This window comes from Limnohabitans sp. G3-2 (assembly GCF_002778275.1).
Taxonomy (GTDB): Bacteria; Pseudomonadota; Gammaproteobacteria; order Burkholderiales; family Burkholderiaceae_C; genus Limnohabitans_A.
In genome coordinates this window covers 64,189-90,071 of the sequence record NZ_NESG01000006.1, presented here as the reverse complement: position 1 = coordinate 90,071, position 25,883 = coordinate 64,189, and the positions used below count along the sequence as shown (strand labels likewise).

Here is a 25,883-nt window from a genome sequence, read left to right as displayed (position 1 = left end):
TGCTCATTGGTTCTTCGTGGTCATCCATCTTGGGCGTCAAGAGGCGGCAACTCAGCCGCCAGCAAATTCAGCCCTTGGCGTAACAAGCGGTCGTAACGTTCGCGCTCAGCCTTTTGGGTCTCGGGCGTCCAGTTGAAAAAGCCCTGCCCGGTCTTCATCCCCAAATCACCTCTGGCGACACGCTCTTGCAACACGCGGGCAGGTTCCGTATTCACCGCCAAACTGGGGTACATGCTGGCGGCTGCAGCGGTGTGCACCTCTAAGCCCGCATGGTCACGCTGCATGACCGGGCCTGCCGCGAGAAAACGAAAACCAAAACCAAATCGAACGGCCGCATCCACATCTTCCGGCGAGGCCACACCTTCATCGATCAGTGCGAAGGCCTCACGCGCCAAGGCGTGCTGCATCCTGTTGGCCAAAAAGCCTGGCTTGTCCTTGCGCACCAACACCGGCACACTGCCGCAGCCACGCATGAAATCGCACAGTTGCTCAGCTTCTTGCACATTTGACGCGGGGCCAAGCACCACTTCTACCAGCGGCACCAAGTGCGCAGGCATGAAAAAGTGCAAACCCAGCATGCGCTCGGCGGTCTGCAAACCCTCTGCGATGGCACTGATCGGAAAACTGGAGCTGTTGCTGCACAAAAGCGTCTCTGGCGCAGCCAGTTGCGACAGCTTCAAAAAAAGGGCTTGCTTGATGGGCAATCTTTCGGGAATGCATTCAATCAGCAAAGACACCCCTGGCCAGGTGATGTCGGCCAAGTCGGACACGGCCTGCACGCGATCCGTGCGGTGCGCCATCCCCAGGGGCTCCAGGTTGAGACGCACATGGGCGGTCAAGGCTTGGCGCTTGGCCGCATCGGGCTCCACAACGATGACCTGACTGCCACCACGGGCCAGCACGATGGCCACGTCCATGCCCATGGTGCCTCCACCGACCACCACGGTGCGCGACTGAGAAGGATGGGAAGAGATCATGCGTTGAACGGGTATCCAAGAGAATTCTCGAAGTCTAGGAACACTGCATTGGTTCGTCTAGCCGTTTTTTTCTATAAACTGATTCGTTATGCCAATCAATGCACAACTCAACTGGACGCCCCGCGACCTGGACATTTTTCTGCTGCTGGCCGAAAACGGCAGTTTTCGCCGCACCGCCACCCAGGCACATTTGTCGCAATCTGCCGTGTCCGGCGTGATTGCCCGGCTAGAAGAAGCTCTGGCTACACGTTTGTTTGACCGTACCACCCGCAGCGTGCACCTGACCGTGGCAGGTCAGGTGTTTGTCGAGCAAGCCAAACTGCTCAGCGCCCAAACGCTTGAGGCCGTTCAGCGGGTGCAGCAGATCACGCAAGTGCAGTCGGGCAAAGTGTCCATCGCCGCCTTGCCATCACTGGCTGCGACTGTCGTGCCACGCGTCATGGCGCGCTTTGCAGCCCAATACCCGCACATTGCCTTGCAACTGCACGACACCTTGTCAGGGCCTGCATTTGACCTGGTGCGGTCCGGTACGGTGGACTTGGCCTTGACGGCCGCCAACCCCGATTACGCAGACCTGGACTACACCCCCTTGTCGGCCGATGGCTTTGTGCTGCTCATGCCCTTGGGACACCCTCTGGCCAAAACCCAAAGTCCCCTGAGCTGGTTGGCCGTGGCCGAATTGACCCACATCTCCATGCCGCTGCCGGCCAGCGTGCGGCAATACGCGAACACCGCCTTCATGACGCATGGCATGGCTTTTCAGCCGCGCTATGAGGTAGAGCACATCGCCACGATCCACGCCATGGTCAAAGCTGGGTTAGGGGTGGCCGCACTGCCTGAGTTGGCAGCAGCCTTTGTCCAGCAAGGTGGCGTGGCCACGCGCCGCCTCAAGGGGCCGGATATTCAGCGGCCCCTTGGCGTGGTCACAAGACGCAACCGAAGCCTTTCTCCAGCCGCACAAGAAATATTGCGCATGCTCAGACAAGAAACTACGTCTGTGTTGCCTTGAACAAGCCGACACGCACGCGTCGTTGCCAACGCGCCGTTCAACCCGCCATTAAAGTGTCACCATGCCAACAAGCAAAACCGATTTCCCCCCTCTGTCTCAAGAAGAGGTCTCCGGCATCATCGGCATGGCCTGGTCTGACGACACGCCCTTTGAAGCCATTGCCTTGCAATTCGGTTTGAACGAAGCTCAGGTCATCGCATTGATGCGTGACCAACTCAAAGCACGTTCGTTCAGAGTTTGGCGCATGCGCGTGCGCGGTCGCTCAGCCAAGCACGGCAGCAAGCAAGACGCCCAACAAGCGCTTGGCCTTCAGGCCAGTGCGCCCGACTGGGCAGCAGCCCTGGACAGTGGCCAGGTCGACTTCCCCGTGCGCACCACGTACGTGAAACGTGACGCTTTGAATTGAGTCTGCCCGAAACGCGGGGGCGACAGCCCCGAAGCTTCACGCCCTTTTTTGCGAGACAGGCACTTGGCCTGCGTTCAGCGCATGGTCGCGTGTGGGCGCCTTTGCCCAATGCGTTTGCCGAGCGGCACAAGCATCCGTGAGCGGGTCGTTTTCAAACGCCGACGGCTTGGGCAAGATGCTTTGCAAGACGCTCAGCACGTTTTGCAGCCTCGGGTCTTGGGTGTGTGCATCGTCGGTGGTGTCGTTGATGCAGAAGAAATCGAGCGCCCCGAATTCGGCCTGCAAGGACTGCAACTGCGTTTTTTGGTCGTCTTCGCCCGTCGAGACATGGCGGTGACGGTAAGACCGAACGCTGGCCAAACCATGTGCCAAGGCCCAGCGCAACACAAAGTCCGACACGATGGTGGGCTTGTCCCAGCTGCGAAACACCGTCGAGCGCACGGCGGCAAACAACTCGGGCGCCGTGTCCTCCAATTCCAGCAAGATCGACTTGAGCATGGGCCGAGGCGAATGCGCAAATGTGCGGAAAGTGCTTTGGTACAGCGGGTCTTGCTCGCGCAGCGCGGGTGTGCCCGAGCGGGCTTTGTCTGTCAGCCACTGGATCGACAAGCGGCAGGCGTTTTCGAGCGAGGTGGCGTCCACGCGCATGGCTTCGTCGGTGACCCACGGCTCATCCGACCAAGTGACATGAAATCCATCGTCGCTGAACCAGTCACTCAGCTGCACCGGGGCCCCAAAAAACACATCGTCGTTGAAATAGAAATAGCGCTCTGACAAGCCGGGAATGTGGTGAATCCAAGACTCGATGTGGCCTGAATCAAAAGTGGGCAAAGACGCCTCGGGCATCAGGTCGCGGTGATCCACCAAGGTCAGCCGGTCCGAAGGTCGCAGCCAGTCGGGTGCTTGCGCATCGGTGACGATGTAGACGTGGCCGTGCTCGGGAAAGAACTTCTCCAGCGCCCGCAGGCTGTAGCGCAACTCGTGGTTGTCACGGAAGCGGCCCTCGACGTTGCTGTAGCGGGCCATCGCGGCGCTGGAATCGCTGGGGAGTTGCTGCAGGGCGGCTTGCCGCTTGGCCCGCCAGGTCGAGTCGTTGCCGTCCACCCACAGATAAACAACATCGATGGGCCCGTCGCTCGGTAGATCTACTTTGACATTTTTCAAGGCCACGAGTCTAGCAGTGGCCATGTGGGGGCATTTTGAATAACCGCCCTGCGCTCAGGGCCACTGTTTGGGCGCCGCGACAGTGTCCATTTGCACGCAGAGCAAATGGGCCCAATCGGTGGTGTAAGCGGGCGTTTTGAAATCTTGCTTCATGTGCCAAATTTGCGCCGCCTGCCCAGTGCCCGCGCTGCCCAGCTTCAGGCTGCCCCGGCCGTGGCGGTGGTTGATCTGGTCAATGGCTTGCATCAAACGCGTTCGGTTGGCGGGCTGGGCATCGCCTGCGTGGCGCGACAAATCCAGCGTCATCTGTTGGCGCGTGGCCGGTTGCAAACCCATCAGCATCACACCCGCTTTGGCATACAAGAACCCCGGCTGGTAAATGTGGTCCAACAAAGCCATCACCGCCTGCGTGATGTGCGCACTGTCGCTGGTGGGCACGGGCAGCGGCAGGCAGGCGCTGCGGCTGTACTGCGCGTCTTGCTTTCTGAACGGGCTGGTGCGGATGAACACCAGCACCTGCGCCGCATGGCCCTTTTGCTTGCGCAACTTTTCTGCGGCGCGGCAGGCGAACTCGGTCACCGCCTGCTGCAAATCGGCCAGCTCGGTCACCGGGCGGCCGAAGCTGCGGGTGCAGGCAATTTGTTGTTTGGCTGGCGGCTCGTCTTCAAATTCGATGCAAGGCGTGCCATTGAGTTCGCGCACGGTTTTTTCCAGCACCACCGAGCGCATGGCCCGCGCAGCCGCCGGGCTCATCATGGCCAAGTCTTGCGCTGTGTGGATGCCCTGCGCCCGCAGTTGCGCGGCGATGCGCGGGCCCACGCCCCACACCTCGCCCACTTCGGTGGCCTGCAGCAGCTCGGCCAACTCGTGCGGGCTGCACACCCCCAGGTGGCAGATTTGTGCGTGGTGCGCGGGGTAGCTGCCGGGTTTGCGTTCGGCACTTTTGGCAATGGCGTTGGCTAGCTTGGCGAGCGTCTTGGTGGGGCCGATGCCGATGCAGGTCGGGATGCCAATCCACTTCAAGATGCGCCTGCGGATGGTGCGGGCGCGGCGCACCAGGTCACCGGGGATGCCGCTCAGGTCCACAAAGCTTTCGTCGATGGAGTACACCTCTTGCTGGTGGCCCAGGCCTGCGGCCAGGCTCATCATGCGGTCGCTCATGTCGCCATACAAGGCGAAGTTGGCCGACAGCGCGATCAGGCCGGCATCGCGCTCGAGCTCGCGCAGCTGAAAGTACGGCGCGCCCATCTTGATGCCCAGGGCCTTGGCCTCGTCACTGCGGGCAATGGCGCAACCGTCGTTGTTGGACAGCACGACCACCGGCCGGCCTTGCAGCCAGGGCTGGAACACGCGTTCGCAAGAAACGTAGAAGTTGTTGCCGTCGATCAGGGCGAGCATGGGGAGGGGCATGGTCAAATACTGTACAAATGAACAGTATAAAGACCTGCAAACCCATCACCCCAATCCACGAAGCCCTTGCTTGATGTTTGACGCGCGCTTTGCAGGGGCTGCGGTCCGAACCTTGACGGATGTCTGAGGCCGAATGCTCAGGCCCACACGCATGCCCGCGCTGGTGGCCATGTTGACCAAGGCATCGAGACTGAAAATTTCAATCTTGCCTTTGAGCAATTGATTCAAGCGCGGCTGCGTCACGCCCAGCGTCTTGGCTGCGGCCGCTTGCGTCAAGCCGCTGGCCTTGAACCACTGCACCAATGCGACCATGGTTTGCGAACGCAACAGCAGGTTTTGCGACTCCTGAGGCCCAAAGCCAAGGTCCGCAAACACGTTGGCGCTGCCTTTGGTGATTTTGAGGTCTGTCATTTGGAACTCCTTTCCTTGCTGAGCGCCTTGTAGCGGGCGATGGACAGGTCCATGTCTTTCTTGCTCGTTTGGGGTGTCTTCTTGATGAAGGCGTGCAACACATAAACGGCTTCACTGAACTTGGCCACATACAAAACACGGTACGAGGCCTCAGCTCGGATGCGAACTTCTTTCACCCCGGCACCCACGTTGTCCATTGGCTTCCAATCCAGCGGATCAAGCCCCCATTGAATCAAACCCAACTGGTGACCTGCTGAGCGTCTGGCTTCATCAGAAAACGCCTTCAGCCCTTCCAGACTGTCGCCAAGCCAAAGCAATTGTTTGGGTTGCATCTTCATTTGAAGCCTCCAATGATATTCCAGTTTTAGAATAAATCCATGGATCATCTATGGGCTGTTGGCGCTCCGATTTTTAAGCGGCAGCAAACCCCAAGCGCCGCGCATACAAGCCATCAAACACCGCCACCTGCGTGCTGCAGAGTCAGGTCGTGCGCGATGTACTTGGCTTGGTGGGGGTGAGTTGCAGGGCCGTGGATATGAATTTAAAAATGTTCACGTCCGAATGCTCTTCTCTCAAAATTTTATTTTTAGAAGGTATCTATTTTATTTTTTTAAAACAAAACAAGCGGTTTCGAGTGTTTGCACCCATCCACGCCAGCTGGACCCACAAGCGTGCGCCAGCGGACCGATGGCCCGCCTCCCATTTGCTTTAATGTCTGACCAAACCCCTTTTGCAAGCGAGCGTTTATGCGTTGGTTGATTGCTGTTTTGTTTCTTTTTTGTGGAGCCGCCATGGCCGTTGAAGAACCGCGTTACACCGTGCTGGTCTCAGACCCGCCTTTTGAGGTGCGCCGCTACGCCGCTTTCACCGTGGCACAAACCCAAATCAGCGGCGACTTTGACGCGGCCAGTCGCAGCGGCTTTCGGCGCATCGCCGCCTACATCTTTGGCGACAACCTCCAAGCCGGTCTGGGCGCACAGCGCAAAATTTCGATGACCGCCCCCGTGACCGTCACCCCCATGGATGAAGGTTGGCGCGTGCACTTTGTCATGCCGTCCGCCGAAAGCGTGCAAAGCTTGCCCCAGCCTCTGAACCCGCAAATCCAGCTGCGCCCCATCGCCGAACACGATGTGGTGTCGGTGCGTTTTGGCGGTTTCACGACGCAATCGAGCATCCAAGAACAAACCGAGCGCTTGCGGGCTTGGGCAAAAACCAAAAACCTCCAGCTCAGCCCCAGCGCCCAAGTGGCCCGCTACGACGACCCGTTCACCCTGCCCTGGAACCGCCGCAACGAAATCCTGATCGACCTGATGCCCTGAAAGCGATCGGGATCAATCGCCCGGTCAGGCATGTGCCGCAGGTGGTCTGTTGTAGCCTTGGGTCATGGTCAACACAGTCTTGCTGCCGTGACGGGGCGCATTCGCCAAAAGCGCATTCAAGCCCTGCTTGAAGCCTTGCCCGCACCGCGCGGCGGCGACGTGCTGTGCCCGCTGTGCGAACGCCCCATTCCACCCAGTCAACAAGACGCGCACCATTGGGTGCCCAAGTCGCGCGGCGGCGTGCAAACAGCGTTGCTGCACCGCATTTGCCACCGCCAAATTCACGCGCTGTTCACCGAGACCGAATTGGCACGGACCTATGCCACGGTCGAAGCCCTGAAGCAGCCCGAAGAGATGGTCCGCTTCATCCGTTGGGTGCAAACCAAACCCGATGCGTTTTTTGAAAAAAGCCGCAAGAGCCAGCGGCTCAAAAGCAGGCGCTGAGCCAAAGAACCACATCCCCAAAACCTGCCCGCCCACGCCCATGACCATGCCTACCTCGACCGCCAGCCGCATCGAACTGAAAGACTTTCGTCTGACCACCCGCATCGGCACCTACGCCCCCGGCGACACCGTGCCCGATGGCCACGCGCTGGATTTGACGCTGTGGATCCACGCTGATCGGGTGCTGATTGCCCAAGACGGTATGGCCCATGTGTTCGATTACGACCCTTTGGTGATCGAGATCGAGCGACTGGCCGCCGACGGGCTGTACGCCACCCAAGAGCGGCTCATGACGCGCATCGTGCAGGCCTGCGCGGCTTACCCCGCGATCGAGGCGCTCGACATCGGTTTGCGCAAATTCCCGGTGCGCGCAGGCAGTGGCTCTTTGGGGGTGCGTTTGGCGGTCGACGGCGCACAACTGCAAAGCATGCGAGACGACCGACGCTGAAAGCGCGCCAGTTGGTTCACAACAACACCATCTCGACGCTCTGCGTGAGCACCGGGCGGCACAAAATTTTGTAGCTGTCGGCATCAAAATGGGTGGCCGCTTGGCTGGCTGTTTGGCTCAGCGCCTGGGCCGCCTCGGCGCTGGGGGCGCTGCCCAAATAGCACCAATGCTTGACCACGTGAATTTGCGTGAACTCGGCATCGCGTTCAATCAGGCCCACCGCGCCCGGGTAGGGCCAGCATTCCACGCGCAGCGCCAGCAGGCTGCTGAACAAGCGCTCGCGGTGTGCCTCGGGGGTTTCATCGCCCCGGCACACACCCGCACATTGGCGAATGGCCGCCCGAAAGCAGGCTTTGCCAGGCGGCAACTTTTCCAGACCCAAGGGGCCGTAACAAAGTTTGTGCTGGTCGGCCACGGCCCGCAGGGCATTGAGCGCCGCGTGGCGGCTGGCGTACAGGCCATACAGGTCGGGCTGGGTGGCAAAGTCGATGTCTTTGGCATCAACCACCCGGGGCACACCGCCCGTCATTTGCAGGCTGCACAGTTGTTTGTTGCGGCGCAGTTTCTGGTTGAAGAGGGGGTGCTGGGCCTTGATCATTTGGGCCTCTAACAGCAAAGCGCCGATCTCACCCGCCGTGCGGATGTGGCTGATGCGTTGGGTCTGGCGCAGCATGCGGGCTTCGTCTTCGGTGCGCAAATGCGAGAGCAAGCGTGCGCGGATGTTGATGCTTTTGCCGATGTACAGCGGCAAGTCCCCTTCTGCGCCGTGGAAGGTGTACACACCTGCGCCGGTGGGCGCGTCTTCAATGGCTTCGCGCAAGTGCTGCGGGTAGGCGTAGACCCGGCTGGCTTCAAAGTCATCGCGACGGTGGCGTGGAGAAATGGAGGCCATGTCAAAGTGGTGAAGGGCAGATTGGGTCAGGTTTGGTGCTGGTGAATGGTCGCGACCACCACGCCCCAAATTTCCACACTTTGCCCATCTTTGGGAACAATGTCGGGGTAGTCAGGGTGGGCCGCTTGCAAACGGATGCCCTCGCCTTGCAGGCGAAGCGTTTTGCAGGTGAAGTCCCCGTCGATCACCGCCAACACGATTTGTCCGTCCGCCGGGGTGATGGCGCGGTCCACCAACACCACCGAGCCATCGAGGATGCCCGCGTCGCGCATGCTCTCGCCGCGCACACGGATGTAAAACGTGGCCTGAGGGTGTTTCACCAATTGCTGCATGAGGTCGATGCGCTCGACCTGGTGGTCTTCGGCCGGCGACGGAAAGCCTGCGGCAATGCTGGCGGGCAAGGCTTGCAACCACCAAGGTCCGGGCGGCAAGGCTTGTGGGGTATCGAGGGCGAACATGGTCAGGGTTGAACTCTGGCTGCGGCTTTTTCTGCCAAGTACTGTTTATATTTACAGTATACTGAGCTTGTCATGCTTTTTGCAGTTGCCTGACAGTTTTGTTGATTTACGCCCCGGTCTTTGCGGCCCGGGGCGTTTTTTTGGCGTCTGCCCCCTGCGCCCATTCAAAGCGCCACATACCGGCCATCGCCTTGCTTGGCCACTTGTCCCTGCGCCAGCAGTTCATCCAGGTGCATGGCGATGGTGTGACGTTCGGCACAAGGCACAAAAGGCACGTCGTAGCCTGCGGGGTACAGCAGGCGGCGGTTGACGAGTTCATCCAGCGTGTGAGGCGTTTGCAAATAACCCAGCAACTGCGCGCTGCGCTCGTCGATCTTGCTGGCAAAGCGGGCCAGGTCGGCCATGAATTGCGTCCGATCGGTGATGACCGCCTTGTGGTGCGAGGTGGCCCAAATGCGCGCGTCGAGTTCGGCCACTTTTTTCAGGGTCTGCCGAAAATCCCTCAGACTGGAGGTGGCGTCGCCGTAGTACGGCCCAAAACCGCTCAAGTCGATGTCGCCAATGAAGGCCAGGCCCTCGCTCTCGACCACCAAAGCGCAGTGGCCTGCGGTGTGGCCGGGCAGGTGGTGGGCCCGCACGCGCACACCGCCGCCCAAGTCCCACAGCGCGCCGTCGCTGTAAGCGGTGGCGTCGGGGCGGGGCTGGTAATGGAAATCCTTTTGCACGATGGCCAGCATCGCGTCCAGCACGTCTGGCGGGTAACCGTAGTGGTGGCACATCCCCTGCCACGACTGGGCGGCGGCCAGGTCGGCCTCGTGCACCTGCACCCGGGCGTGCGGCAGGCGGTGCAGGCCGGCCATGTGGTCTTCGTGCACATGCCCCAGAATGACCAAGTCCACCGTGTCCAGCTCGGGACCGATGCGGTTGGCCACCTCGGGCGTGTCAAAGGCCACCCGGGTGTCGCCCCCCTGCACGATGAGCTGGTTGCCGTCGGGGTACTTGCCGGACTTCTCACCCAGGTGCACGCGGACCGCACCAAAATTCAACACCGAGGCCATGGCTTCCTTTCCTGAACTGCGCCCCATCCAAGGCGCGACAAGCCACTATAGCCAGCGTGACACCCCCGTGCTGGCGCGCGCGCTACAGTCAAGCGCATGACCGACCTGCCCTCCCCCGCCACCCTGGCCCCCACCGCTTTGATCGACAGCGACCACCCGGACGTGATCGCCTTGGCCCGCGAGCATGCGCAAGGTGCCACCGAGCGCGAGCGCGCGGTGGCGCTGTACCTGGCGGTGCGCGACCAGTTTCGTTACGACCCTTACCGCATCGACCTGTCGCCCCAAGGCATGCGGGCCAGCTCGGTCATCGCCCAAGGCTCAGGCTGGTGTGTGCCCAAAGCGGCGCTGATGGCGGCGGCCTGCCGCGCCGCAGGCTTGCACGCTCGGCTGGGCTACGCCGATGTGCGCAACCACCTGAGCACCGAGCGCTTGCGCCAAACCATGCAGACCGATGTGTTCATTTGGCACGGCTATACCGACATCTGGCTGGACGGCCAATGGGTCAAGGCCACGCCCGCTTTCAACATCGAGCTGTGTGACAAATTCGGCCTGCTGCCGCTGGTGTTTGACGGGCGAAACGACTCGATCTACCACCCCTTTGACAAGGCAGGCAAGCGGCACATGGAGTACGTGAAGCAGCGCGGCACCTTCGATGACATGCCTTTGCCGCAGATCGTGGCCGATTTCAAAACCGTCTACAGCGGCTGGATGGCCGAGAGCGACCCGCTGCACAAGGCCAGTTTTGCGCAAGATGTGGCGCAAGAAACGCGATGAGCCAGCGCCAACGGGTTTTGCTGGACTCGATTGCGCTGGTCGACGCCACGCATGCCGGCGCGGTGATCGTGTCGGGCTCGCACGGCGGTTTGTCGGCCTCGCATTTCGTGACGGCGCAAACCCTCAAGCCTTTTGCGGTGGCTTTCAACGATGCGGGGGGCGGCAAAGACGATGCCGGGCGCGTGGCGCTGCACGAGTTGCAGGCCGTGGGGGTGCTGGCCATTTTGTATGCGCACACCTCGGCCCGCATCGGCGAGGCACAAGACGGTCTGGACAACGGTGTGGTCAATGGCCTGAACGCTCTGGCGCTGGCGCAAGGCTTGCAGCTGGGCATGCGTGTTGCAGACGCCGTGCGGCATTTGGGGGCCTGAGGCTGCAAAGCATCGCCCACAGCGCTAGGTGCCTGCCGAACGGCTTTTGGCCGGGCCTGTTTAACGCTGCGCGGGTTGGGCCAAAGGCACGGCCTCAAACGCCACTCGGCTGGGCACGTCGCAAGCCACCCACATGGCGGGCGGTTGGGTGTGCATGACGATACCGGCCACGCTTTCGACGCGGCTTTCGGGCGGAACGCTCGGGTCGGGGCTGCGGCAAATGGACAAAAATCCATCCGACTCGTCGCGCAAAAAGTGCTCTAGCTCGGCTTGGCCAATGGGGCGCTGCAAAGTGTGTTGATGGGCGGTGATGAGGCGGCTTTGGCTCGACAAACCGGGGCCCATGGGGGCCTGCTCGGCCAGCAGCGATTCGCACACGAAATGGTTGGTGTGCAGCACCACGCCCTCGGTGGGCGTGACCTCGGCCCAGCCTGCGGGCGAGACCTCGAAACACGCGGTCTGGCCCTGGGCATCGGCACAGGGCACGTTCGAGGCCGCGCCAAAGCCCAGACCCAGTTCGGATTGCAGGACAGTCAAACGCTGGCGGGCGTGTGCCACCGAGTCGCCATCGAGCAAATGGCGCAGCAACACATGCACGGGCACACCCAGGCGGCTGCCGTCGCGCACCGAGCGCAAGATGTTCAGGCCCAGCGCAAAGCCCGATTGGTTGATGCCGATCTTGGCCAGCATGCCCGCCTCGGTCAGGGTGGTGATGCTTTGGCCGCTCGGGCCTTGGGTGTGCAGCACCACGAGGGCTTGGCGCTGGCGGCCCATCCAGTCCCAGTTCTGCGCGAGCCAAGCTTGGCCTGTGCGGCTGGCGGCGGCGGTCACGCCCATGGCGGTGCATTCGCCGTCGTGCAAGGCCTGGTCCCAAACGGCTCGCGCCAGCCAGTCGGGCAGGCCTGCGGCGCGGTTGGCGGCCAGCGCAGCTTGGGCGGCGTCTTTCAAGTCTGGGGCATCCGCCAAGAAGGTGGGCGGCAGGATTTCGGTGCGGCAGTTCAGCGCCATCAGGCTGCCCAGCGTTTGGCCGCTGCCATCGGCCATGCCGCGCAACTCGGCCATCAGGTCGGCGTCGACTTGGGCAATGACGCCCTCAAAACGCATGGCCCGATCGCAAGCGCTGACCCAGTCGATGCCACAGGCGGCAAACAAACGGGCATAAGTGACCACGCTGTGCTGGATTCGGTTTTTGGCCTCGCGGCCATAGATTTGGCCGCGTTCAAAAGCCGATGCGGCACCCACAGTGTCGATGCAAGGAAACATGCGCCATCTCCGTCAAGGGGCTTCAGTCTTAATCCTGCACGGCTTGCTGTCAACCCGGGCCAACGCAGATCTTCTCTCAGCTTGGCACCTCGGTGACTGTGCAAGGCCAGACATCGGGGCCATCATGGCCAGATGTTGAACGGGAGGCCCTATGCGTTTGCTGATCGCGATGATGATGCACGAGACCAACACCTTCTCGCCTGTGCCCACCGACCTGCAGCGCTTTGCGCTCGGCCCGGGTGAAGCGCCGCCGCGAGGCGATGCTGCCGTGGCAGCATTTCGCGGCACGGGCACGGCCACCGGGGCGTTCATTGACTTGGCCGAGCAGGCGGGGGCTGAGTTTGAGCTGGCGCTGGGTGCGCACGCTGCGCCCAGCGGCCTGGTGTTGGATGCGGCCTACGAGGCCATGAGTGAAGCCATCTTGCAGGCCGTCGCCCGCGGTGGGTTTGACGGCATCTTGCTGGATTTGCATGGCGCCATGGTGAGCGAAAGCCACGAGGACGGCGAAGGCGAGTTGCTGCGCCGCATCCGCGCCATCGACGCCCAAACCCCCATCGGCGTGGCCTACGACATGCACGCCAACGTGCATGCCGACATGGTTGAGCTGGCACAAACCGTGGCAGGCTATCAGACCTACCCGCACGTGGACATGTATGACACCGGCATGCGGGCAGGCTCGGCCTTGCTCAAGCTGCTGCGGGGCCAGGCCCAACCCACCACCGCGTGGGGGCGCTTGCCCATGATCCCGCACATCATGCGGCAAAGCTCGCTGGACGAGCCCAACCGCGCCATCCAGGCCCGCGCCCAGCAAATGGAAAAAGAAGGCGCTTTGTGCGCCAGTGTGTTCACCGGTTTTCCACACGCCGACATCGAGAACGCGGGCATGTCGGTGGTGGTGGTGACCGACAACGACCCGGCACTGGCCCAGCGGCTGCGTGACGAGTTGATGCAAATGGCCTGGGACAGCCGCGCCCAATGGGTGTACGAGGTGGAACCCCTGGCCACGTCGGTGGCCCGTGCGCAAACCTTGACCGAGTTCCCGGTCATGTTGCTCGACCATTACGACAACGCGGCCTCGGGTGGCACCATGGACACCACCGCCGTGCTGGCCGAGGTGCTGCGCCAAGGCTTGCGCAACGTGGCGGTGTTTGCGATTTTTGACCCGCAGGCGGTGCAAGAAGCCATCGCAGCAGGCATCGGCGCACAGGTGCGATTGCAAGTGGGCGGCAAGATGGCCATGCCGCTCATGCCGCACCGCAGCGCCCCCATCGCCTTGAGCGGTGTGGTCAAACTGATCTCGAACGGCAAGTACCGCAACAAAGGCCCCATGAGCCGAGGTGCCCGCCAGAACATGGGCCAAGCCGTGGTGATCGACACGGGCGATGTGGAGGTGGCGCTGATCTCGCGCCATGTCGAGCCCTTTGATGTGAACGCCCTGCTGAGTCTGGGGATTGACCCGACACAAAAGGATTTTGTGGTGCTCAAAAGCCGGGTGCACTGGCGCGCGGGCTTGGGCCACTTGGCCCGCGCCACCGTGGAGTGCGCGGGGGCTGGGGCCTGCACCTCGGACTACAGCGAACTGCAATTCAAACGCCTGCGGCGGCCGATCTACCCTTTAGACCTTGATGTCTGTTGGCCCACAAAGCCCTGATGCGGTCATGCCGGGTCCGCGCGCCAGCCACAGCCGCGCGCCGACCCCATGCGGGTCATCAATTGGCTTTGGCGCCTGAAATCCGGATCACCTCAGACAGTCGGGCTTCGTCACGGCGCATCCGGGCTTCGAACTGGGCAGGCGTGCCCCCCAAGGGATCACCGCCGGCTCCTCGGATGACCTCCAAAAAGCTCGGCTCGCGCATCAGCTTGTTGATCTCGGCGTTCAGGCGAAGGACGACCTCTGGCGGCGTTTTGGCGGGCGCCAAAATACCGAACCAGCCCACCAGCTCGTAGTCGTTCAGACCCAATGCTTCGTTCACCGTGGGCACATCCGGCAGCAAGGCCGAGCGGCGGGACCCGGTCACAGCCAGCGCTTTCAACCGTCCGGCTTTGACGAACTGCATCGCCACGGGCAAATTGACAAAACCCACTTGCAAAGTACCGCCCAAGTGGTCGTTGGTGGCTTGGGCATTGCCCTGATAGGGCACATGTGTGAACTTGGCACCGGTCTTGACACCCAGCAACTCCGCAGCCAAGTGGCCCGAGCTACCGGCCCCTGGCGTGCCGTGGTTGAACTTGTTGGGGTCGTTGCGCGCCTGTTGCACCAGCTCGCTCAGCGAGTTGATCCCCAAACTGGGGTGCACGGTGACGACATTGGTGACCTCGGCCACCTCGATCACCGGCACCAGGTCACGCATGGTGTTGTAGGGCAGTGAGGCGTAAAGCGCCTGGTTGGTCACCAGTGGCAGGCCATTGATCAGCAAGGTATGACCATCTGGGGCAGATTTGGCCACGAAGTCGTTGCCGATGTTGGTGCCGGCCCCGGGCTTTTGCTCGACGATGACCGACTGGCCGAGGGCAGGCCCCAAGCGCTGGGCCATGGCGCGGGCAAACACATCGGCACTCCCCACCAAAGCGGGCACCACAATGCGCACCGTCTTGCTTGGAAAAGCCTGGCCTTGGGCCAAGGCGGGCAAACCCACACCCGAGAGCATCAGACTTGCAGAGGAAACGAGCAATTCACGACGGCGCATAGACCCATCCTTTCGGTGATGAACGAACAAAGAAGCTGACGAAAGCGTTGCGCACGCCCGTCAGTGAAATTCCATCAAAGAGCCAAACCCGGCTTTTTTGTCTTGCACCCCCAGGGCCCGCAAAGCGTGCCAGTAGGTGGCGGTGTTGATGGCGATGACCGGCTTACCCAAAAACAACTCTGCTGCTGCGGCCAAACGAATCATGGACAGATTGGTGCCCACCTGAACGATCGCGTCGACGTCGTCTCCATCGAGCTGCAAGATCGCCTGGCGGCACATCTCGTCTGTGGTGTGGGCGATCTGCACCGGACTGGGCCGCTGCAAACACAAATCGCGCACCACCGTGAAGCCACAGTCTTCGTAAAAACGACGCACTTGGGCATTGGCCACTTCAAAGTAAGGGGACATGAAGGCGATGCGCTTGGCCTTGTAAACATTCAAAGCGGCCTCGGTCGCGAAAGAGCCACAAGAGACCCCCACTTGCGCCCGGTCCTGCATCATTTTCAGGTATTGCCCGGCCCCTTGACGACCGTTCCAGAAGGTCGCCGCAGACATGCCCATCACCAGGTAATCCATTTCGCACGTGCGCAAAACGTCCACAGCCTCCATGGTGGCCTGGTTGATGCTGTTGACCAGTTTGACAAAGCTGGCATCGTCGGTGACGGGGTCATTGGGAATCGCGATGCGGCTGTAATGGTTGGTGACGCCCACCGGCCTCAGGTCATCAAAGTCGGGTTGAACGATCGTGTTGGTCGAGGGCCCCAAGGTGCCCAGTTTTTGACGGTATGCGAGGTGGTCCATAGATCAGATGCAAGCCTTGGCGGCTTGGTGTTGGGTGATGAACTCATCGCGCGTCATCACGTCGGCGTATTTTTGTTGGATGTCAAAAAGGTTGGCGGCATGTGGCTCCAAAGCACGGTCGCCCACACAATCCGAAATCACCAGGGTGCGCAAGTTGTGCTGCATGGCATCGACCACGCTGGCACGCACGCAACCGCTGGTGGTGCAACCCGTGATGACCACGGTATCGACCCCACGCTGCAACAACCAGCCCGCCAGGCCGGTTTCAAAAAAGGCGGAGGCAGACTGTTTTCGAATCACCCATTCACCCTGCTGGGGTTCGAGTTGAGGCACGATCTGCGAAGCATTCGCCTCTTCTGTGAGTTTTTGCAAAGGCGGTATGCGAAGGGCAAAAATATTGACGTCCGAGCCATCGCTGGAGAAGACCACACGGGTGTGAACGATCGGCAGACCCTGCGCCCGAAAATAAGCCAGCAAAGCCACCGTTTGGTCTGCAGCGGCCTGAATGTGCGCCCCACCCAATTGATCGGCATCGACAAAGCCATTGACAAAGTCCACCAAGATCAAGGCGCACCGACGCCCGATGCCACTGGTGCCACCCAAACCTTGATGTCGGTAAATCGCGAATTTATCCATGGTCAGCGCCGCCCTCTGGTCACTTTGCGCAGGGGTTTGACCCCATCCCGGTCGTGGTGAATCATGCGATGGACTCTGCGCGCTCCAGCGCTTCGATCATGGATGACTTGCGAAGATAGTCCAGCGCCTTGGCTGGGTTTTCGCATGTGGCTCTCAACTCATCTTGCACCCGCTGGCGCACCACCGGATCGCGCTCTTCAATCTCCCGCTTGTTGCGCGCGGTGCTGGCGTTGATGTAGTCGATAGCAATGGTGCGGCGCTGGCGCTCATAGCGTGACATGACCGCCATGTCTGCGCCCTGTTGAATGACCTGGAGCAATTTTTGAGTCAAATTCATCGCGTCATGCACGCCGCCGTTCATGCCCATGCCCCCCAGGGGGTTGTTGATGTGCGCGGCATCACCGGCCAAAAAGATACGGCCCTGAATGAAGGTCTTGGCAACACGCTGGTGAACTTTGTACAGCGTGCGGTGCACGGTGTTGTAGGGCTGGGGCTGCGGCAGCAAACTTTGCAAACGGGCCTGTACCGCTTCGTCGGTCATGACCTCCTCGTCCGATTCTTGCGCCTTGGTGGGAAAAAGCACGCGCCAAAGGGTGGGCACACGCAACAAAACACACCACTCCTGCGGGTCAGAGCAGTAATTGACATACGACAAACGCGGCAAGTGACTGGCGTAATCGAAGTCGGTGGAGATGACCAAAAAGCGCTCCGGATAGGTCAGACCTTCGAAATCGATGCCCAGGGTCCGACGCGTGGCACTCCAGGCACCATCGGCACCAATCATGTAATCGGCTTCGATGGGGTGGGTTTGCCCCTCGGTGTTGACCATGGCCGAGACCTTATCGGCGCTTTGTGCAACCGATTCCAGCCGGGTTGAAAAAAGCAACTTGACGTGGGGCAAGCGCTCAAGTTCCTGTTTGATCAGGTCGGCCAGTTTCCATTGCTCGCATTGCAGACGAAAGGGGTGATCGGTGTGTCCCTTGAGCACATCCAAGTCAAATTCCGCAATCACACCGTCCTTGCGGTCACGCTGTTGGGTGTAACGGGCCACCAAGCCTTGCTCCACCAGTTTGGCGGTGAGACCAAAGGGGGCGAGCATGTCCAGCGTAGGCGGGTGAAAGGTGGATGCCCGCAGGTCCCGATTGAGTTCAGCCGACGATTCAAGCAAGGTCACCGCCACGCCCGCCTGGCCGAGTACCAAAGCGCTGACCAGGCCGACAGGCCCTCCACCAGCAATCAACACATGTGCGCGCATTCGTTTTCCCAAAGAGACAACTCTGGATAAACTGTACACAAAGTCAATTCATACCTGTTGGCAAAATTCATAGATTCAGGGAATTCACCTACAAAATGAGCAGGATTACCCCACAACCCCCAAAAATAAAACCTCAAAACACGCGCTTGACATCCATTCGCCTTTGAAAATGTACACAAGTTAAACCCAACTCCCCCTTCACACCGACCATGACGCGTGCCAGCAGCCTTGCCCACAACACCATCCGTGAACTGATCATCCGCGGCAGTTTTCAGCCCGGCGAACGCCTGTTGGAGGAAGAGTTGGCGCAGCGCGTCGGCGTTTCGCGCACCTCCATTCGTGACGCGCTCAGACGCCTGAGCGCCGAAGGGCTGGTGCGCACCGAGTCCAACCGCGGCACCTTTGTGGCGCAATTGAGCAGTTCTGAGGTGGATGAGATCTTTCAACTTCGGGCCGTCCTGGAAGGCCATGCGGCCTCCTTGGCCGCCATCCATGGGCAGCCAGACCATTGGGACGCTCTGGCCGAAGTCGCCACCGAAATCGACCGCCAACTGGCGCAAGCCGAACTGTCGGAAGAAGACCGATACACCCGCTTTCAGACCTGCAACACCCGCTTTCATGACATCTTGCTGCAAGCGAGTGGGTCGCCACGACTGCAGTCCCTGGCGCGCTCTTTGATCGAGTTGCCTTTGGTGACCATGAAGCAGCACACCTGGCCCGGGGAGGTGCACATCCGTCGATCCAATCAGCAACATTGGGACATCATCGAGTCCTTGCGGAGCCGAGATCCTTTGCTCGGGCGACTGAAGATGCAAACCCACATCATCAGCGCCCGGCCTTTGGCCATGCTCAGTCAAACCTTGATGCCCATCCACATGCTCTGAGACACCGCCATGAACGCAGGATTCAGTAAACTGGGTCGTCCGTGATGCGCTTCCAATGCCATGGACCATCCTTCCCGGGCAGGGCCAATCCTTGGCTTTTCATCAACAAGGCAGTGCAATGAAATTCGATGTCGCCATTTTGGGCGCGGGGGCCGCGGGCATGTTTGTGGCCCTTGCCGCTCAGGCGCGTGGCCTGCAGGTCGCCTTGATCGATCCCCATGCGCACCGGCTCAACAACTTCGCCATCAGCGGCGGTCTTTTCCCAGCAGCGGGCTCGTCACTGCAGCGTGCCGCTGGCAACGCCGACAGCCCTCAAGCCTGGTTAGACGATTTGCGCCAATTTGCCCCTGGCATGGTCAATGAAAACATTGCCAGTGCTGTGGCGCATGCCCTGCCTTTGGCCACCGATTTTTTGCTCCAGCAATGCGCTGCGCCCTTGCATTTTTTGCCCGACATGGTCGCCCCCGGTCACAGCCAATTGCGCTTTCACTGCGTGGTGCCCGCCTCGGGGGCCGCTTTGCACGGCTGGTTCCGCGAAGCCTGCGCGCAATACCCTCGCATCCGGTGCTTGACCGAGCCCGCACAAGTGCAGCGCCTGGATCCGGGTTTTGAGTTGCGGGTCGGCAGCGATCGCATCCAAGCCCGCCAAATCGTGCTGGCTGGCGGGGGTTTCGGGGCCAACGCGGAGATGGTGGCCCGCTTCATCCCCGGCATGGCCGGTGCACTGCACAATGGCTCGCCCACGCAAGACGGCAGCACCATGGCCCTGGGCATCGCGTGGGGTGCACAGCTCTGGGGCATGGACGGCTACCAGGGCCAAGGCCACACCAACCCCGGCGGTGCGACCCGTCTGGGCATGTCCATACCGACACTGGGAGGCTTTCTGGCCAACCGACAAGGTGTGCGCTTTGTAGCCGAAGACATCGGCCCTTCGGCACTCGCCCCCGCTGTGCTGGCTCAAGCCGGTGGCGTCGCGCTGGAGGTTTTTGATGCCGCCATCGAGGCCCAATTGGGCAACCACGGGGCCTACCAGCAAGCGGTCAAGGCAGGGCAAGTCATCACTGCGCCCGATTTGGCCAGTCTTGCCGCGCAAACCCAGATCGATTTGCCCACCTTGGAGCGGACGCTGGAGGCCGTGGGGACTTTTGCCACGGGTCAAGCACACGACCCGCTGCGCCGCCAGGTCTTTGCGCGGGTGTTGGCCCCGCCGTTCAAGGCTTCTTGGGTGACCGGCGCGCTGTCGCACACCCAGGGTGGCTTGCTGACCTGCGCGGATGGGAAAGTGTTGGACCAACAAGGCCAGGCCATCCCCAACGTGTTTGCCGTCGGGGGCTGCGCCGCCGGTTTATCAGGGCGTGGCGCTGACGGGTACTTGCCGGGCAATGGGCTGGCCCAAGCTTTTGGGTTGGGCTGGCGACTGGCTCAGGCTTTGACCTGAGCCAGACACCGGGGCCTTGGCTCATTCGGCCTTGGCACCCGAGATCTCAACCGCCCGTTTGAACTTGGCCATTTCGCTGCGGTGAAAGGCTTGGGTGTCAGCGGCACTGGTGCCCACCACCGTGGCGCCTTGTGCTTCGAGTTGCTGCTTCACGCCCGGATCGTCCAAGGCTTTTTTCACCTCGGCCTGAATGCGTGCGACCAAGGCTGGCGGGGTGCCCGCCGGGGCCATCAAAACGATCCAGGCTGTGGCATCAAATCCAGGAATGAACTCGGAAATCGCAGGGACCTGCGGCAGCTGGGGGGAGCGTTTGAGGGACGTCACCGCCAAGGGGACAATGTTGCCGGACTTGATCTGACCGACCAAGGAGGGCAAGCCTTCAACACCGGCCTGAACATCGCCGGCCATGACCGCCTGCATCGCCGGAGCACCGCCCCGGTAGCCCACATGCGTGAGCTTGATGCCCGCGTCGGCCTTGATCAATTCCATGACCAAGTGCGATGTGGTGCCCGGCCCGGAAGAGGCGTGGGCCAATTTATCGGGCTGGGATTTGGCGGCAGCGATCAGCTCGGGCAAGGTCTTGAAGTTTTGCTTGGGACTGGTCACAACCACCTGAGGAAAGGACACCAACTGGGTGACCGCCGTGAAGTCCTTCAGGGCATCGTAGGGCAACTTGGCGAACAAATAGGGGTTGATGGCCATGGTGCCGGGAGAGCCGAGCAGCAAGGTGTAGCCATCGGGCTTGGCTCGGGCCGCAAAGTCGGTGCCAATGTTGCCGCTCGCACCGGTTTTGTTGTCCACGTTCATGCCTTGCGCGGTGTTGGCCGCCATTTTGTTGGCGATGATTCTGGCCACCACATCCACGGCCGAGCCTGCCGCGAAAGGGTTCACCCAGGTGACGGGGCGCGTCGGCCAATCGGTGGTTTGGGCCCCACTGCTCAAGGGCCACAAGAAAGGCAAGGCGGCGAGCGAGGCCCATGCCAGGCGACGGGTTTTCAGTGCGTTCATGCGAGTCTCCGTGTTGATGAAAAGGACATTCGTGCAGATGGCCAACAGGTCGGGCGCAGCGTCATACCGACACCCCCACACCATAACCTTGAGCGGTGGCTGACAATGTCTCCCCGGCGGCAAGGCAGTCACCGACCCGGTAAAACGGTTGTCCACTGGCCTGCAGGGCTTGCAGCAATTCGGTGTTGGGTTGGCGCGGCGTGGCATAAGTGAGCAGCGCCACGTCGTGGATCTCGCGGCGCAGACCACCATAAATGCTGTCGAACGCCAATCGCCCGTGCGCCTCAAAACCATCATCCCAGTGCAACTGGCTCAGCACATGCACCGTGACGCCAGCCTGGTGCATGCGCCGCAAAACGCTTTGGCGCGTGACCAGGCTGCAGTCCAGCGCAATTTGTTCTCGCGGCGTCAACACCACCACCTGCTCAAACAAGGCCGCCAGGCGTTCGGCCACCGCATAGGTTCCCTCCACCGGGTCCAGGTCCCAGATCACCGCCGTGCCTTTTTGCCGCTGGCCATAACGCGGCAAATCGGCGCACAAGGTGGGCAGGTCCGGAATCCAGCCCAGCTCACGCAGGGACTCGGGCAACTCCAGCGGCCACACCGGTGTGCCCCCCGTGGCCAATATGAACGCGTCGCAGTCTTGCTGGGCCACCTCCTCAGGCGCCAGTCGGCGGCCCAGATCAAACTGCACGCCGTGTTCCTGCGCCCGTTCGAATTGGTAGTCGTAAATGCTGGACAAAGCATCTTGCGTGGGCAAACTGGCCAGACGGCGGGCTTTGCCACCCACCTGCGCCGAAGCCCCCACCACGCGCACCTGATGCCCCCGCGCCGCAGCGGTCCAGGCGGCTTCAAGACCGGCGATGCCGGCACCAATCACCAACAGTTTTTGGGGCTGGCGGGTGGGGGGCAGCGCTTGCCCCTCTGTTTGCGCCGCCAGTCTGGGGTTGTTGTCGCAGGCAATGGGGCGGTCTTGCACGATGGTTTTCCAGCAGGTGTTGCACGACACGCAGTAGCGGATGAGTCCGGCTTTCCCCCGCCTAGCCTTCTCGGGCCACTGCGGGTCGGTGATCAAAGGCCTGCCCAAACCGATCAATTGAACCCGATCTGCCTGCAGCAGCGCTTGGGCTTCGGCCGGATCGGTGATGCGCCCCAGACTCATCACCGCCACGCCTTGGGCATGGGCCGCCAGTCGCTCAATCAATGGGCCGTAGGGCATGCGTGGGCCGGCAATGTCAGGCAAATGCATCTCGAGTGAGCGCGCGTGCGCGCCTTGCGCAAAGGCCAGGTAATCGGGTCGGCACTGCTGGAGCAAGGCTTGCACGATGGCGATGGCCTGCTCAGGTGCAATGCTGTCGGCCAAGCCGTCATCGGCCGGCAATTTGATGCCCACCACAAAGCGCTCACCGCAAGCCTTCCGAACCGCCCGCGTCATCTCGGCCAGCCAGCGGGTGCGGCCGGTGGCGTCACCGCCATACGCATCGTCGCGGCGGTTGGCCCTGGGCGACAAAAACAAGTGAAACAAATGCCCATGACAGGCCGACAACTCGACCCCAGAGAAACCGGCCCGCTGCAACAACAAGGCCCGCTCAGCGACCATGCCCACCCAATCCTGAACCTCTTGGGTGCTCATGGCACGCGGCATGGTGCCACTGAGGTCGTCGGGCAAGGCACTGGGGGCCAATGCCTGGCTGCCACGGCCTGGAATGTGGCGCCCCCGCCCTGGATCCTGAATTTGAGCCACCAAATGACACTGGTGAGCCCCCACGGCATCCGCCAAACGCGCAAGAGCGACGCCATGCACCGCGTCGTAGGCTGACAAACGCATCGGGTTTTGCCAAGGCCCCAGACCCACAGGTTCTGTGACCAGCATGGCTGCACCGCCCCGGGCGCGCGCCTCGCAGTAACGCAAGTAGCCTTCGCCCAAAGCCCCACGGGCACCCAAACGTGTCGAAATAGAGGCGTGAACGATCCGATTTTTGAGCGCTACCCCACCCAAGCGCAAAGGCGAAAACAAAGCGGGGTATGGATTGTCTGGAGATTGCGGGGTGAGCTGCATCCAATCAAGTATGGATGAGCAGTCCGGCAGCAAGTCTCCACGAAAACCCTAGGACAGAGCGCCCTGCGAGACCCCGGGAGCTGACCTGCTCAGAATCCCGGACGCGCCATTTGGCATTTGCTGGGCAGACGGGCTTGCTCGGCCTTGATCTGCCGCACCACCTTGAAGCCATAGCCCGAGCCCTCGACATCGAAGGGCACACCCGGGCTGCCCTGGCGCTGCATCACGCCCACCACCAAGGGCTGCTGAAACTGGTGGTCTTCGGCGCGCATGAAGCCGGTTTGCCCGGCCATGCTGACGCGGGCTTTTTCAAGCGCCAAAGCCAGGGCCATGGGCTCGGTGCTCCCCGCCTTTTCGACGGCTTGGGCCAGGGCCTCGACCATCAGCTGCATGCGCACATGCACATAGTCCTCTGAAGGCTTGCTGAAGCGTTGGCGAAAAGATTGATAAAACGCCTCGCTGGCCTTGCCCGGCACATTGGGCAGCCAGTCGGCCACGGCGATCACGCGGTCCACACCGGCATCCCCCAAGGCCGCAGGCGCGCCCAACGCGTTGCCATAAAAGGTGTAGAACTTGCCTTCGTAGCCCACATCACGGGCCGACTTGACCAAGAGCGTGAGGTCGTTGCCCCAGTTGCCGGTGATGACCGCTTGCGCCCCGCTGGCTTTGATCTTGGTGGCGTAGGGCAAAAAGTCTTTCACCCGGCCCATGGGGTGCAGCTCATCGCCGACCACTTTCACATCTGGGCGTTGCTCGGCCAATTGGCGTTTGGCTTCGCGCAGCACAGCCTGGCCAAAGCTGTAGTCCTGCCCGATCAGGTACACCGATTTGATTTTTTGGTCTTCACGCAACACGGTCATGAGGGCGGTCATGCGCATGTCGGCGTGGGCGTCAAAGCGGAAATGCCAAAAACTGCACTTCTCGTTCGTCAGCGCCGGGTCCACCGCCGAGTAGTTCAGAAACAGCACACGCTGGGTCGGCTCGCGCTCGTTGTGTTTGTTGATGGCATCGATCAGGGCGGCGGCATTGGCCGAGGAGTTGCCTTGCAGCACCACTTGCGCCCCGTCGTCGATGGCCGACTTGAGGGCAGACAAAGCCTCTTCGCTCTGCCCCTTGCTGTCGTAGCGCTCGAGCACCATGGGGCGCGTGCCCTGCGCGGTCTTGACGCCGCCGCGGGCATTGACGCGCTCCACCGCCCAAGCGATGTTGCGTACCACCGCCTCACCCGTGTTGCCAAAGGGACCACTCAGGCCCTCGATCAGCGCCAGCTTGAGGGGGGCTGGCGATTGCGCCCCAGCGGGCGTCAACACCAAGCTGGCCACCAGCGAGACCAGGGCACGACGAAAAATGAACGACGATCGCATATTGAAAACAGAACCTCATCAGACGGGTAAATGCACAAGCGGGCGCAGTGTAACTGCCCTGTGTGAGCCGGTATTTGACGCGTGAGCCAAAAGGCTTTTGTCGGAGGACGCCCCTGCGGCCGAATGCCTGCTGGCCGTGCGGTTTGAAAAGGCCGAGTGGCTTGCCGGCCTTCGCGAGCGGGGGCTCGCTCCCACACGGGAAAAGGCCAGCGTCAAACCAACTCGTGCAAGGGCCAGCGCGGTTTGACGTCGAAGCTGTAGCGGGCCTCGGCCACTTGTGCACCGGACTGCAAACGCATGGCGGCGGCCATGGCGATCATGGCGCCGTTGTCGGTGCACAGGTGCAGCTCGGGGTAATGCACACGCACTTTGGCTTTGGCGCAAGCGGCATTGAGTTGGGCGCGCAGCTCGCGGTTGGCCCCCACGCCGCCGGCCACCACCAAGCGTTTCATGCCGGTGGCCTTGAGGGCGTTCATGGATTTTTTGACCAGCACTTCCACAATCGCCGCCTGGGTCGATGCGGCCAAGTCCGCCCGCTCGGGCGCGCCGTCGGTGTGCGCGGCGGGGCCGATTTTTTGGCTTTGGGTGAGTACGGCCGTCTTCAGGCCCGCGAAAGAAAAATCAAAGTCACCGCTGTGCAGCAGCGGACGCGGCAACTTGTAGGCGGCCGGGTTGCCTTGCTCGGCCAGGCGCGACAGACCCGGGCCACCGGGGTAAGGCAAGCCCATGAGCTTGGCCGACTTGTCAAAGGCCTCGCCTGCGGCGTCGTCGATCGTCTCGCCCAGCAGCGCGTAGCGACCCACACCGTCCACCCGCATCAACTGGGTGTGGCCACCCGACACCAGCAAGGCGATGAAGGGAAATTGCGGTGGGTCGGCGCTCAAAAACGGCGAGAGCAAATGCCCTTCGAGGTGGTGCACGCCCAGCACCGGCTTGCCCAAAGACGCGGCCAGCGCACAGGCCACACCCGAGCCCACCAAGAGCGCCCCGGCCAGACCCGGCCCACGGGTGTAGGCCACCACATCGACATCGCGCAAACCGACCCCGGCCTCGCTCATGACCTGGCGCGTGAGCGGCAACACCCGGCGGATGTGGTCGCGGCTGGCCAGCTCGGGCACCACGCCGCCATAGGCCTGGTGCATCTCGATCTGGCTGTAAAGCGCGTGCGACAAAAGGCGCGGCAGCGCATCGCCCGTGGTTTCCACCAAGGCCACGCCCGTCTCGTCGCAGGATGATTCGATACCCAAAATTCGCATAGCAGGTAGTTTAAGCGGGGCATGGGCGCTGGCCCTGCCCTTGGCCATAATCCTTGCTGCGAGCAACGAGGGCGTCGCTCCCACAACCGTC

Annotated in this window: 27 protein-coding genes; 10 read left to right on the top strand and 17 right to left on the bottom strand. The window is 61.7% G+C overall.

The window, feature by feature from the left end; translation table 11 throughout:
- Positions 1–20 precede the first annotated feature (20 nt).
- On the bottom strand, positions 21–977 hold the full coding sequence (locus tag B9Z31_RS10750; protein WP_100119565.1) for a 3-hydroxyacyl-CoA dehydrogenase family protein: 957 nt from the start codon (positions 975–977) through the stop codon (positions 21–23).
- A gap of 88 nt (positions 978–1,065) precedes the next feature.
- Here B9Z31_RS10750 and B9Z31_RS10745 point away from each other — a divergent pair, with 88 nt between their 5' ends.
- The gene (locus B9Z31_RS10745; RefSeq protein WP_100119564.1) at positions 1,066–1,986 is read left to right on the top strand and encodes a LysR family transcriptional regulator; all 921 of its coding nucleotides are present in this window, start codon (positions 1,066–1,068) and stop codon (positions 1,984–1,986) included.
- Positions 1,987–2,047: 61 nt separating this feature from the next.
- Positions 2,048–2,392, top strand: a complete 345-nt coding sequence (locus B9Z31_RS10740) for a TIGR03643 family protein (protein ID WP_100119563.1) — start codon at positions 2,048–2,050, stop codon at positions 2,390–2,392.
- Between the two features lie 36 nt (positions 2,393–2,428).
- On the opposite strand, the gene B9Z31_RS10735 is transcribed toward B9Z31_RS10740, so the two are convergent.
- Genes B9Z31_RS10735 through B9Z31_RS10720 form a run of 4 tightly spaced genes read right to left on the bottom strand, consistent with a single transcriptional unit; the run spans position 2,429 to position 5,763 of the window.
- The gene (locus B9Z31_RS10735) at positions 2,429–3,556 is read right to left on the bottom strand and encodes a Stealth CR1 domain-containing protein (RefSeq protein ID WP_233200912.1); all 1,128 of its coding nucleotides are present in this window, start codon (positions 3,554–3,556) and stop codon (positions 2,429–2,431) included.
- Between the two features lie 54 nt (positions 3,557–3,610).
- Entirely contained in the window at positions 3,611–4,954 is a 1,344-nt protein-coding gene (locus B9Z31_RS10730) for a Y-family DNA polymerase (RefSeq protein ID WP_100119561.1), read from the bottom strand.
- Between the two features lie 57 nt (positions 4,955–5,011).
- Entirely contained in the window at positions 5,012–5,377 is a 366-nt protein-coding gene (locus tag B9Z31_RS10725; protein WP_100119560.1) for a helix-turn-helix domain-containing protein, read from the bottom strand.
- Positions 5,374–5,763: a type II toxin-antitoxin system RelE/ParE family toxin gene (locus B9Z31_RS10720; RefSeq protein WP_233200911.1), complete on the bottom strand. Its 390-nt coding sequence runs from the start codon at positions 5,761–5,763 to the stop codon at positions 5,374–5,376. Before B9Z31_RS10720 ends, B9Z31_RS10725 begins: the two co-directional genes overlap by 4 nt.
- 405 nt (positions 5,764–6,168) lie before the next feature.
- On the opposite strand from B9Z31_RS10720, the gene B9Z31_RS10715 reads away from it, so the two are divergent.
- From B9Z31_RS10715 to B9Z31_RS10705, 3 genes are all read left to right on the top strand, one after another.
- Complete coding sequence (locus tag B9Z31_RS10715; protein WP_158235679.1) at positions 6,169–6,696, top strand: heme-binding protein; 528 nt, start codon at positions 6,169–6,171, stop codon at positions 6,694–6,696.
- 87 nt (positions 6,697–6,783) lie between these two features.
- Complete coding sequence (locus B9Z31_RS10710) at positions 6,784–7,140, top strand: HNH endonuclease signature motif containing protein (protein WP_233200909.1); 357 nt, start codon at positions 6,784–6,786, stop codon at positions 7,138–7,140.
- 46 nt (positions 7,141–7,186) lie between these two features.
- Positions 7,187–7,588 carry a dihydroneopterin aldolase gene (locus B9Z31_RS10705; RefSeq protein ID WP_100119807.1) on the top strand — a complete coding sequence of 134 codons (402 nt, stop codon included), beginning with the start codon at positions 7,187–7,189 and terminating at the stop codon, positions 7,586–7,588.
- A gap of 16 nt (positions 7,589–7,604) precedes the next feature.
- On the opposite strand, the gene cho is transcribed toward B9Z31_RS10705, so the two are convergent.
- The 3 genes from cho to B9Z31_RS10690 all read right to left on the bottom strand — a co-directional run bounded on the left by cho (position 7,605) and on the right by B9Z31_RS10690 (position 9,996).
- Positions 7,605–8,480, bottom strand: coding sequence for an excinuclease Cho (cho, locus tag B9Z31_RS10700; RefSeq protein ID WP_100119558.1), 876 nt, complete (start codon positions 8,478–8,480; stop codon positions 7,605–7,607).
- A gap of 26 nt (positions 8,481–8,506) precedes the next feature.
- Positions 8,507–8,938 carry a LexA family transcriptional regulator gene (locus tag B9Z31_RS10695; RefSeq protein WP_100119557.1) on the bottom strand — a complete coding sequence of 144 codons (432 nt, stop codon included), beginning with the start codon at positions 8,936–8,938 and terminating at the stop codon, positions 8,507–8,509.
- A 164-nt stretch (positions 8,939–9,102) separates the two neighbouring features.
- Positions 9,103–9,996, bottom strand: a complete 894-nt coding sequence (locus tag B9Z31_RS10690; protein ID WP_100119556.1) for an MBL fold metallo-hydrolase — start codon at positions 9,994–9,996, stop codon at positions 9,103–9,105.
- A 96-nt stretch (positions 9,997–10,092) separates the two neighbouring features.
- On the opposite strand from B9Z31_RS10690, the gene B9Z31_RS10685 reads away from it, so the two are divergent.
- On the top strand, positions 10,093–10,770 hold the full coding sequence (locus B9Z31_RS10685; protein ID WP_100119555.1) for a transglutaminase family protein: 678 nt from the start codon (positions 10,093–10,095) through the stop codon (positions 10,768–10,770).
- Complete coding sequence (locus B9Z31_RS10680) at positions 10,767–11,141, top strand: hypothetical protein (RefSeq protein WP_100119554.1); 375 nt, start codon at positions 10,767–10,769, stop codon at positions 11,139–11,141. Before B9Z31_RS10685 ends, B9Z31_RS10680 begins: the two co-directional genes overlap by 4 nt.
- A gap of 60 nt (positions 11,142–11,201) precedes the next feature.
- On the opposite strand, the gene B9Z31_RS10675 is transcribed toward B9Z31_RS10680, so the two are convergent.
- Positions 11,202–12,404, bottom strand: coding sequence for a C45 family peptidase (locus B9Z31_RS10675; protein ID WP_100119553.1), 1,203 nt, complete (start codon positions 12,402–12,404; stop codon positions 11,202–11,204).
- Positions 12,405–12,555: 151 nt separating this feature from the next.
- Between B9Z31_RS10675 and B9Z31_RS10670 the strand changes: the two genes are divergently transcribed.
- Positions 12,556–14,055, top strand: coding sequence for a M81 family metallopeptidase (locus B9Z31_RS10670; protein WP_100119552.1), 1,500 nt, complete (start codon positions 12,556–12,558; stop codon positions 14,053–14,055).
- Positions 14,056–14,113: 58 nt separating this feature from the next.
- Here B9Z31_RS10670 and B9Z31_RS10665 read toward each other — a convergent pair whose 3' ends face one another.
- From B9Z31_RS10665 to B9Z31_RS10650, 4 genes are all read right to left on the bottom strand, one after another.
- A complete protein-coding gene (locus B9Z31_RS10665) occupies positions 14,114–15,091 on the bottom strand; it encodes a tripartite tricarboxylate transporter substrate binding protein (protein WP_100119551.1) in 978 nt (325 codons plus the stop codon).
- A 60-nt stretch (positions 15,092–15,151) separates the two neighbouring features.
- The gene (locus B9Z31_RS10660) at positions 15,152–15,892 is read right to left on the bottom strand and encodes an arylmalonate decarboxylase (protein ID WP_100119550.1); all 741 of its coding nucleotides are present in this window, start codon (positions 15,890–15,892) and stop codon (positions 15,152–15,154) included.
- Positions 15,893–15,895: 3 nt separating this feature from the next.
- Entirely contained in the window at positions 15,896–16,528 is a 633-nt protein-coding gene (locus tag B9Z31_RS10655) for an isochorismatase family protein (protein WP_100119549.1), read from the bottom strand.
- 61 nt (positions 16,529–16,589) lie between these two features.
- On the bottom strand, positions 16,590–17,783 hold the full coding sequence (locus tag B9Z31_RS10650; protein WP_100119548.1) for an NAD(P)/FAD-dependent oxidoreductase: 1,194 nt from the start codon (positions 17,781–17,783) through the stop codon (positions 16,590–16,592).
- Between the two features lie 209 nt (positions 17,784–17,992).
- On the opposite strand from B9Z31_RS10650, the gene B9Z31_RS10645 reads away from it, so the two are divergent.
- Together B9Z31_RS10645 and B9Z31_RS10640 are read left to right on the top strand one after the other, a co-directional pair.
- Positions 17,993–18,667 (top strand): GntR family transcriptional regulator, encoded by a 675-nt coding sequence (locus B9Z31_RS10645; protein ID WP_100119547.1) that lies wholly within the window; start codon positions 17,993–17,995, stop codon positions 18,665–18,667.
- A 118-nt stretch (positions 18,668–18,785) separates the two neighbouring features.
- Positions 18,786–20,105 (top strand): FAD-binding protein, encoded by a 1,320-nt coding sequence (locus B9Z31_RS10640; protein WP_158235678.1) that lies wholly within the window; start codon positions 18,786–18,788, stop codon positions 20,103–20,105.
- Between the two features lie 21 nt (positions 20,106–20,126).
- Here B9Z31_RS10640 and B9Z31_RS10635 read toward each other — a convergent pair whose 3' ends face one another.
- The 4 genes from B9Z31_RS10635 to tsaD all read right to left on the bottom strand — a co-directional run bounded on the left by B9Z31_RS10635 (position 20,127) and on the right by tsaD (position 25,792).
- Positions 20,127–21,113: a tripartite tricarboxylate transporter substrate binding protein gene (locus tag B9Z31_RS10635; RefSeq protein ID WP_158235677.1), complete on the bottom strand. Its 987-nt coding sequence runs from the start codon at positions 21,111–21,113 to the stop codon at positions 20,127–20,129.
- Positions 21,114–21,174: 61 nt separating this feature from the next.
- A complete protein-coding gene (locus tag B9Z31_RS10630) occupies positions 21,175–23,172 on the bottom strand; it encodes an FAD-dependent oxidoreductase (protein WP_100119544.1) in 1,998 nt (665 codons plus the stop codon).
- Positions 23,173–23,261: 89 nt separating this feature from the next.
- A complete protein-coding gene (locus tag B9Z31_RS10625; RefSeq protein ID WP_100119543.1) occupies positions 23,262–24,536 on the bottom strand; it encodes a branched-chain amino acid ABC transporter substrate-binding protein in 1,275 nt (424 codons plus the stop codon).
- 212 nt (positions 24,537–24,748) lie between these two features.
- Entirely contained in the window at positions 24,749–25,792 is a 1,044-nt protein-coding gene (gene tsaD, locus B9Z31_RS10620) for a tRNA (adenosine(37)-N6)-threonylcarbamoyltransferase complex transferase subunit TsaD (protein ID WP_100119542.1), read from the bottom strand.
- Between the last annotated feature and the right edge of the window lie 91 nt (positions 25,793–25,883).

Bases quoted from the DNA above. Each gene is read 5' to 3' on its own strand.
- B9Z31_RS10750 (WP_100119565.1), bottom strand. From the start codon at position 977: ATGATCTCTTCCCATCCTTCTCAGTCGCGCACCGTGGTGGTCGGTGGA.
- B9Z31_RS10745 (WP_100119564.1), top strand. From the start codon at position 1,066: ATGCCAATCAATGCACAACTCAACTGGACGCCCCGCGACCTGGACATT.
- B9Z31_RS10740 (WP_100119563.1), top strand. From the start codon at position 2,048: ATGCCAACAAGCAAAACCGATTTCCCCCCTCTGTCTCAAGAAGAGGTC.
- B9Z31_RS10730 (WP_100119561.1), bottom strand. From the start codon at position 4,954: ATGCTCGCCCTGATCGACGGCAACAACTTCTACGTTTCTTGCGAACGC.
- B9Z31_RS10725 (WP_100119560.1), bottom strand. From the start codon at position 5,377: ATGACAGACCTCAAAATCACCAAAGGCAGCGCCAACGTGTTTGCGGAC.
- B9Z31_RS10720 (WP_233200911.1), bottom strand. From the start codon at position 5,763: ATGATCCATGGATTTATTCTAAAACTGGAATATCATTGGAGGCTTCAA.
- B9Z31_RS10715 (WP_158235679.1), top strand. From the start codon at position 6,169: ATGGCCGTTGAAGAACCGCGTTACACCGTGCTGGTCTCAGACCCGCCT.
- B9Z31_RS10705 (WP_100119807.1), top strand. From the start codon at position 7,187: ATGCCTACCTCGACCGCCAGCCGCATCGAACTGAAAGACTTTCGTCTG.
- cho (WP_100119558.1), bottom strand. From the start codon at position 8,480: ATGGCCTCCATTTCTCCACGCCACCGTCGCGATGACTTTGAAGCCAGC.
- B9Z31_RS10695 (WP_100119557.1), bottom strand. From the start codon at position 8,938: ATGTTCGCCCTCGATACCCCACAAGCCTTGCCGCCCGGACCTTGGTGG.
- B9Z31_RS10690 (WP_100119556.1), bottom strand. From the start codon at position 9,996: ATGGCCTCGGTGTTGAATTTTGGTGCGGTCCGCGTGCACCTGGGTGAG.
- B9Z31_RS10685 (WP_100119555.1), top strand. From the start codon at position 10,093: ATGACCGACCTGCCCTCCCCCGCCACCCTGGCCCCCACCGCTTTGATC.
- B9Z31_RS10680 (WP_100119554.1), top strand. From the start codon at position 10,767: ATGAGCCAGCGCCAACGGGTTTTGCTGGACTCGATTGCGCTGGTCGAC.
- B9Z31_RS10675 (WP_100119553.1), bottom strand. From the start codon at position 12,404: ATGTTTCCTTGCATCGACACTGTGGGTGCCGCATCGGCTTTTGAACGC.
- B9Z31_RS10670 (WP_100119552.1), top strand. From the start codon at position 12,556: ATGCGTTTGCTGATCGCGATGATGATGCACGAGACCAACACCTTCTCG.
- B9Z31_RS10665 (WP_100119551.1), bottom strand. From the start codon at position 15,091: ATGCGCCGTCGTGAATTGCTCGTTTCCTCTGCAAGTCTGATGCTCTCG.
- B9Z31_RS10660 (WP_100119550.1), bottom strand. From the start codon at position 15,892: ATGGACCACCTCGCATACCGTCAAAAACTGGGCACCTTGGGGCCCTCG.
- B9Z31_RS10655 (WP_100119549.1), bottom strand. From the start codon at position 16,528: ATGGATAAATTCGCGATTTACCGACATCAAGGTTTGGGTGGCACCAGT.
- B9Z31_RS10650 (WP_100119548.1), bottom strand. From the start codon at position 17,783: ATGCGCGCACATGTGTTGATTGCTGGTGGAGGGCCTGTCGGCCTGGTC.
- B9Z31_RS10645 (WP_100119547.1), top strand. From the start codon at position 17,993: ATGACGCGTGCCAGCAGCCTTGCCCACAACACCATCCGTGAACTGATC.
- B9Z31_RS10640 (WP_158235678.1), top strand. From the start codon at position 18,786: ATGAAATTCGATGTCGCCATTTTGGGCGCGGGGGCCGCGGGCATGTTT.
- B9Z31_RS10635 (WP_158235677.1), bottom strand. From the start codon at position 21,113: ATGAACGCACTGAAAACCCGTCGCCTGGCATGGGCCTCGCTCGCCGCC.
- B9Z31_RS10630 (WP_100119544.1), bottom strand. From the start codon at position 23,172: ATGCAGCTCACCCCGCAATCTCCAGACAATCCATACCCCGCTTTGTTT.
- B9Z31_RS10625 (WP_100119543.1), bottom strand. From the start codon at position 24,536: ATGCGATCGTCGTTCATTTTTCGTCGTGCCCTGGTCTCGCTGGTGGCC.
- tsaD (WP_100119542.1), bottom strand. From the start codon at position 25,792: ATGCGAATTTTGGGTATCGAATCATCCTGCGACGAGACGGGCGTGGCC.